Below are 6764 nucleotides of genomic sequence, written 5' to 3'. Positions count from 1 at the left end.
GACATCCACCCCACACAACAACGTCGGCCTTCAAGACCACAACCGGGTCTTGAAGGCCGACGTCACGCGAGCCCCCGAATAAACCAACAGCGTCACTACCGTGCCGGGGGCCCGGTCCGTCCACAAAGAAGATTAGACGCCTATGCAACTCCGTTGCAGAAGAGGTGTGACACAGACCCCCAGAGGTATTTCGAATACGCCGGGACCTGCGCCTTATGTAATTCATATCACCCGCAATGCGGGGCCATCCGGATGAAGTTGGGGGGCCAGGGCCCTCTCAAGTGGTGTGCGCTTCGGAGTTGGGGCAATATCAATCCCGTTCTTCCAACGGAGAAGGACCGAAACGGAGAGATTCAATGCGTAAGAGCATGAAGTTGGGTGCCGCCTCGACCCTCGCTGCGGTGGCCCTGGTCGCCGGCTCCGCCACGGCTGCCAGCGCCAGCGCCGGCCACGGGGCGGACGACCCGTACGTCTGCGGCAACACCGAGGCCGAGGCGGACGGCGACGTCGCGGGTGAGGGCTCGGTCCCGAACTGCCAGTTCGGTGACATCAACATCTTCAACACCAACGAGAACGACCTCGACGCCGAGAACGAGAACATCAACGTCAACGACAACGAGAACGGGGCCGCCGCTGAGGCGTCCACCGCTCTCGACCTGGCGATCGACACGAGCGACGTCTTCGCTCCGGTGGTTCCGCCGACTACCACCGCGTGACCTCTGCGGAACTGACGCAGCTCCCCGAGCCCGGACGGTGACTTCCCGAGTACCGTTCGGCGGTCACGGGCAGCCATTCTCGATTTCCGAGGATTCGTGACTAAAGCCGAAAGCGTCTCTCCCTGACCGGCGGATGGGGCAGCACCCTCATCCGCCGCAGGAGGGGCGCTTTCTCTTTCACGGGGTGTCGTCACCGTAATCGCCGGACCTCAGGCGATGATGCGAGGAGCACACCGGAGGGGAAATGAGTGACACGATCATCCTGCCGCGTTGTCCGGAAACGGGTAAGGCTTCGTTCCGTACCGAAGGCGAGGCTCGTACGTGGTTGGTCAGACAGCCGCTGCTGGAGCGAATTCCGGACCGGATTTATCAGTGCCCGTGCTGCCGGTATTGGCATTTCACCGGATCGCACCATCTGACGAGCCAGAAAATCAAGTGGCGGCGAAACTACGGCAGACGTGAGGCCGCCTCCCGGCGCCATCGTGGGAGGAGAGGGAAGGCCTGACGGGCGCATGGCCGGTCGAACCGCGACGCGGCTCTCGCCCTCCCGGCCGCCGCCGCAGGCACCCCCGGTTATTCCGGTGTGCGACACACATGAGCTTCCACAGTACCTGCCGTCCGGATGACTGACCGTCACCGGCACACTGGCCGGCTGACTGTGGAAGGCCGGTCGGTCCGGACCCTGTACGTGGCTCCACGGCTGGCTTCACCAGTCCTTTCGAGCAGGAAGACGACGAGATTGCGACAGAACCTGAGCAGGGGATTGTTCGTGGCCGCCGCCGCGACGAGCATCCTGCCCCTGTACGGTGTGCCCGCGTTCGCGGACTCACCGTCCGGCGTTTCCGCGAACGCCTGCGGCAGTTCCAGCGACCGGGTCGCCTCACTGGACCCGTCCTTCGAGAAGCACTGCGACGCCGGCCCGAACCCGCGCGCTGCCCATGAATTCGGCCCCAGCGAGGGCTACATGCACTTCGGCCGGAGTCACCTCGAGAACCACACCGACGCCGAGGGCTACGGCGAAAAGGCCGGTTACGGTGACGACGGCTACGGCGAAGAGGCCGGCTACGGCGACGACGGGGACGACGGCTACGGCGACAAGGCCGAGTACGGCGACAAGGGCTACGGCGACAAGGGCTACGGCGACGACGCCGACTACGGCGACGACGGCTACGGCGAAGAGGCCGGCTACGGCGACGACGGCTACGGCGAAGAGGCCGGCTACGGCGACGACGAGGACGGCTACGGGGACGAGCCCGGCTACGGCGACCCCGCGCCCACGCAGCCGCCGGTCAAGACACCCCCGGTCAAGACACCCCCGGTCAAGACGCCGCCCGCGTCACCGCCCACGTCCCCCTCCCCGACGAAGCCGCCCTCCCTCGCCGACACCGGCAGCGAGGAGCAGGTGATCGTGGCGTCCGGCCTCGCCGCGGTCCTTCTGACGAGCGGAGTCGTCATGTACCGAAGGGGCCGCGGGGTCGCCCGCCGGTAGTGCCTTCTCTTTCCCCGGGTGCCGGACACACACGTCCGGCACCCGAGTTCGTTCAGCGCGTGGGTCGCCACACGGACGCACTCACTCGTGCGGGTGGTCGCACTGGCCGGGCTGGGCGCAGGTACCCACCGTGCCCGGCGCAACGGACATGGATGAGTGTGATCAGTGGAGCGAACACGACCGAACAGGGCGGCGCGCACCGCGGCTGCTGCCGTGCAGACGAAGGAGCAGCCATGGCCGTACAGCGACGGCGCCGCAGCCGCCTGCCCGTGTACGCCGTAGCCGGTGTCGCCGGGGCGGCCGCCCTGCTGTGGGGGCCGGGGGACGTGGCGGGTACCGGGGCGGAGGCGGCTGCCGAGAGATCCCTGCCCACGGCGACGGCGACCGCGGCGACCGGCGGCGCGTCGTTCACTCCGCCGGTGGCGCCTGCTCGTCGCGACGCACCCGCCCCGCTCCCGGCCACCGGCGCCTACCTCCACTACGGCCCCGAAGGCGTGACGCGGATGGCCTGGCTCAGCCGGTGGCTGGGCGGCACCGATCTGCGGGTCGGGCGTACCTACCTCCCCGGAGACCTCTGGAGCAACATCGAGGGCGCTCCGCGATTCCTCGAGGCCTGGGCGGACTGGCGTCGTGCGCGCAACGACCGGATCCTCGTCCTCAACGTGCCCATGCTGGAGCGCAATGAGGAGCGCCTCTCCGACGGACAGGTACGGGCACTGCTGCGCCGGGGCGCCGCCGGGGCGTTCGACGTCCACTACCGCCGCCTGGCCCAGCGGCTGATCGGGCTGAAGGTGCCGGACACGGTCCTGGTGCTCGGCTGGGAGATGAACGGCACCACTTACACGCATCGTTGCGGGCCGGACCCCGAGGCGTGGAAGGCGTACTGGAACCGGATCGTCGGCGTGATGCGCTCGGTGCCGGGGCAGAGCTTCCGGTTCGACTTCACGCCGAGCCGCGGACGCGACGCGGTTCCCTGGACGGAGTGCTACCCGGGGGACCACACGGTCGACATCATCGGCATGGACACCTACGACCAGCCGCAGGGCATGCCGTTCGACGAGCAGGTGGCGGAGCCGTACGGACTGCGGGCGCACGTGAACTTCGCGAGGGCGCACGGCAAGCCGATCTCGTACCCGGAGTGGGGCCTCTTCCGCAACGGCGACAACCCGGAGTACATGAAGCGCATGCTCGCCTGGATCGACGAGCACCAGCCGCTGTACAACACCCTCACCGACTACTGCCCGCACGGTGTCTGGCAGTGCGCGCAGAACCCGAGGTCGTCCGCCGCCTACCGAGCCGCGCTCTACGGGCGCACCACGACACCCGCGTCGGTGCCCGCGCCGACACCGACTGCCGCGCCTGCGCCGACGTCTTCGCCCGAGACCGCACCGGCGCCACTGCCCACCCAGGAGTGCTCGCCGGTGGGCCTGGGCGACTGGGTCGAACACTGGCTCGGTCGGCTGGAGTGTCCCCGCCGGGACTGGTGGCCGTCGATCTGGTGGTCCCACTGGGGCTGATGACTGATCAGCCTCACGGCGTCTGAGCTCAGGTCCCGCCGCTGTGCCCCCGCCGACCGCGCACCCAGTCCCTGGCCCGATCGCGGGCGGCGGCCTCACGGGCGGCCGCCGCCAGCAGCGGCGCGGTGCGCCGCCGGGCCAGCAGCAGCCGCCGGCTGACCACGGTCTCCGGGCGCCAGCGGAACTTGTGCGGTTCGGTCCCGCGCAGCAGACTCAGCACCCGGCGTTCGCCGTCGGCCACCTGATCGGCGGAGGCACGCAGCAACATGGTGGCGATGTCCACCTTGTGTTCCCGCAGCCGTGGATGAGCGCCGTACAGATAGGTGCCGGCCAGCTCTCGTGCCAGCACCGTCACATCGACGGCGACCACCTCACCGTCGACCCGGAACTCGGTCACCAGGGCGTCCTCCGACCGGACCAGCGCAACGAGCGAGCGGGTCAGATGCTCGCGGAAACGGGGCGTGAGGTGCTCGGCGGTGACCTTGCGTTCCAGCCACTGCAGGCGGTGCAGTTCCAGCATGGTGCCCACGGCCGAGTCCACCTCGTCGTACCGGAGAAAGCGGTGCTCGACTCCGAGCTGCTCGAGCTTGCGGATCTTGGTGCGGACCCGCTGGGCCCGCCCGCCCTGCAGTCGGCCGATCAACTCGTCCATCGGGCGGGCGGGCAGCTCCAGACAGATCGAGCCGGTCAGCCGACGGCGAGGGCCGCACCAGCGTTCGTATACCTGCTCGACGGCGCCTCCCGGTCGGACCTCCCGGAAGTCGATCAGCGCGGTGCGGGCGGCGGACCAGAGGGCTCCGGTGAGCGCGGTCGCCGCTCGGTCCGCGTCCTCGTCGTCGAGCAGTACGTCCGCGTAGTCGGTGATCGCCCCGCCGAGCGGGACGAGCCGGGGCAACGGGTGCCCGGTCAGCATCAGCGGTGCGACAGCGCGGAGTTCACCGTCCACGCTGTCGCGCACCAGCACCAGCCGCAGCCGGCCCCGCTTGCCGTACGACGTCCACCAGGAGTGGAGCCAGGCGTGGCTCTGGAACGGGGTGGCCGCCCCGCAGTTGCGGTACAGGCGCTCCCAGGCGGGACCGAGAGCGGCGAAGGCGCGCTCCTCGGTGCACATGTCGACGCGCATGGCGCCGAGGCCGGCCGGTCGCGCCGGGGCGCGGTCCCGTACCGCCGCCCCGCTCACAACTGTCCCTGGGCGTCGCCGGCCGCGGCCGGACCGGGTACGGCGACCGGGCGGGCGGCGTCGGCGGTGGTGCGCCGGGGGCGGGTCAGCAGCGCTAGGCCTCCCAGCAGGCCGCCCGCACTGGCGCCCACCAGGCCCGTCAGTGCCGGGGACGCCGAGGACGGCTCGGTCGGCTTGACGGCCCGGGAGAACTGCTGGAGTTCGACATGGGTGGCGTCCTCGGCCTCCCCGGCGTACTTGATCAGCGAGCGCGCGACGGCGTCGGCCATGTCGGTGGCGAGATCGGCGCGTACCGAGGAGGCGGTCAGGGAGACCATCGGGGCGTCCGGTGAGGTCGCCGACCGCACGCTGTCGCGCAGTGTCCTCGCCGGTACGCCCGCCTCCACCTGGGCGTCCGCGAGGATCGCCAACTGTGTGGCGACCCGGCCGTAGGCCTGGGCGAAACCGAGCGCGGACTGCGGGTCCGACTCGGCGCCCGGTACGGCGACCACGTACGCGGTGGCTGAGTAGACGGGCGGTGTGAGCACGCCGTAGGCGCCTCCGGCGAGGCCTCCGGTGAGAGTGCCGACCGTGAGCACGGACCATGCAGGGAGCGCCCTGAGCCGGCTCAGCAGGGGTCGCCCCCGAGGGGTGGGGGCCGAGGTGGTCCGGCATTCGGCCGTGGAGGTCATCGAGGTCATGGTTCGGTCACTCCCAAGGGTGGTGGGGAAGGGGTGAGCGGGACACCGCGGCGTCGTACACGTGCATGAGCTGTGCGGCGCTGCGCGTGATGCAGTAATGGCGGGCGGCGGCGGACACCGGACGGGACGGCGGATGTGATGGCCCCGCCCCGGTGGCAGCGCGGGTCTCGGCCAGGGCGCGTGCGAACTCGTCCGGCCCGCCCGTCACCCGGTGGGCGAAGGTGGTGAGACCGGGCGGCAGGTCGTCGATCGCCGGACAGGAGGCGTACAGCACCGGCAGTCCGGCGGCCAGGCCTTCCACGAGAGCGAGCCCGAAGGACTCCTCCCGGCTCGGTGAGGCCAGCACGTCCATGGCCGAGGTCAGCGCCGGCAGATCGGGGCCGGAACCGCCGTCGGGCAGATACGGACGCTCGCCCGCGAAGAGCACCCGGTCGGTCACCCCGGCCCGCTGGGCGGCGCGGCGCAGCACGTTCTCCTCCGGGCCACTGCCGACCAGCAGCAACCAGCAGTCGTGGGGGAGCCGGGCGAGCGCGTCGATCAGGACGCCGAACCGCTTGCCCGTGGTCAGCCGGCCGATGCCGCCGACGACGTACGCGTCCTGCGGCAGGCCGAGCCGACGGCGGGTGCGGGCGCGGGCGACCGGGTCGAAACGGAAGCGGCTCACGTCGACGCCGTTCGGCACGACCGCGATACGCGGCTCGGGCACGCCCCAGCGCCTGAGCCGGTCGGCCACCGTGGGTGAGACCGCGACCGTGGCCCGGCCCAGCCGTTCGCCTGCGAGGTACAGCGCGCGGACGCCGGCGTTGAGGGCGCGGCCCTCCACCTGGGTCTCGCCGAGGGAGTGTTCCGTGGACACCACGGCCCGGACGCCGGCCAGGCGTGCTGCGACCCTGCCGTACACACAGGCCCGGTAGAGATGGGTGTGGACGAGGTCGTAGCCGCCGGACCGGATCAGGCGGACCAGCCGGGGCAGGGCGGACAGGTCGCGATTGCCGGTCATACCGAGGTGGACGACGCGGATGCCGTCCGCCGTCAGCCCCTTGGCGACCGCGCCGGGGTTGGTGAGCGTCACCACCTCGGATCTGACGGGCAGATGGCGCAACAGCAGCCGGAGTTGTTGTTCCGCGCCGCCTACGCCGAGACCGGTGATGATGTGCAGGGCCTTCAACTCGGACGTCACGG

General features: G+C 70.6%; 6 protein-coding genes. 3 read left to right on the top strand and 3 right to left on the bottom strand.

The features are described from left to right. The first annotated feature begins 356 nt into the window (after positions 1-356). The 3 genes from ACZ43N_RS39590 to ACZ43N_RS39580 all read left to right on the top strand — a co-directional run bounded on the left by ACZ43N_RS39590 (position 357) and on the right by ACZ43N_RS39580 (position 3722). Positions 357-716 carry a hypothetical protein gene (locus ACZ43N_RS39590; RefSeq protein WP_468104278.1) on the top strand — a complete coding sequence of 120 codons (360 nt, stop codon included), beginning with the start codon at positions 357-359 and terminating at the stop codon, positions 714-716. 739 nt (positions 717-1455) lie between these two features. Next, positions 1456-2205, top strand: coding sequence for a hypothetical protein (locus tag ACZ43N_RS39585; protein ID WP_468104276.1), 750 nt, complete (start codon positions 1456-1458; stop codon positions 2203-2205). Between the two features lie 233 nt (positions 2206-2438). Further along, complete coding sequence (locus tag ACZ43N_RS39580) at positions 2439-3722, top strand: glycoside hydrolase family 26 protein (protein ID WP_468104274.1); 1284 nt, start codon at positions 2439-2441, stop codon at positions 3720-3722. A 28-nt stretch (positions 3723-3750) separates the two neighbouring features. Here ACZ43N_RS39580 and ACZ43N_RS39575 read toward each other — a convergent pair whose 3' ends face one another. From ACZ43N_RS39575 to ACZ43N_RS39565, 3 genes are read right to left on the bottom strand one after another with little or no spacing between them, the layout of a single operon-like run. After that, on the bottom strand, positions 3751-4845 hold the full coding sequence (locus ACZ43N_RS39575) for a GNAT family N-acetyltransferase (RefSeq protein ID WP_468104290.1): 1095 nt from the start codon (positions 4843-4845) through the stop codon (positions 3751-3753). A gap of 53 nt (positions 4846-4898) precedes the next feature. Beyond that, positions 4899-5582: a YveK family protein gene (locus tag ACZ43N_RS39570; protein ID WP_468104272.1), complete on the bottom strand. Its 684-nt coding sequence runs from the start codon at positions 5580-5582 to the stop codon at positions 4899-4901. Positions 5583-5589: 7 nt separating this feature from the next. Beyond that, positions 5590-6750 (bottom strand): glycosyltransferase, encoded by a 1161-nt coding sequence (locus ACZ43N_RS39565; RefSeq protein ID WP_468104289.1) that lies wholly within the window; start codon positions 6748-6750, stop codon positions 5590-5592. Between the last annotated feature and the right edge of the window lie 14 nt (positions 6751-6764).

The organism is Streptomyces sp. NPDC030814, assembly GCF_055572155.1.
The sequence above is the reverse complement of the archived record's forward strand: the minus strand, read 5'-3'. Positions and strand labels throughout refer to the sequence as shown.

Excerpts from the sequence above, each read along its gene's own strand:
- ACZ43N_RS39575 (WP_468104290.1), bottom strand. The coding sequence starts at position 4,845 with ATGCGCGTCGACATGTGCACCGAGGAGCGCGCCTTCGCCGCTCTCGGT.
- ACZ43N_RS39580 (WP_468104274.1), top strand. The coding sequence starts at position 2,439 with ATGGCCGTACAGCGACGGCGCCGCAGCCGCCTGCCCGTGTACGCCGTA.
- ACZ43N_RS39590 (WP_468104278.1), top strand. The coding sequence starts at position 357 with ATGCGTAAGAGCATGAAGTTGGGTGCCGCCTCGACCCTCGCTGCGGTG.
- ACZ43N_RS39570 (WP_468104272.1), bottom strand. The coding sequence starts at position 5,582 with ATGACCTCGATGACCTCCACGGCCGAATGCCGGACCACCTCGGCCCCC.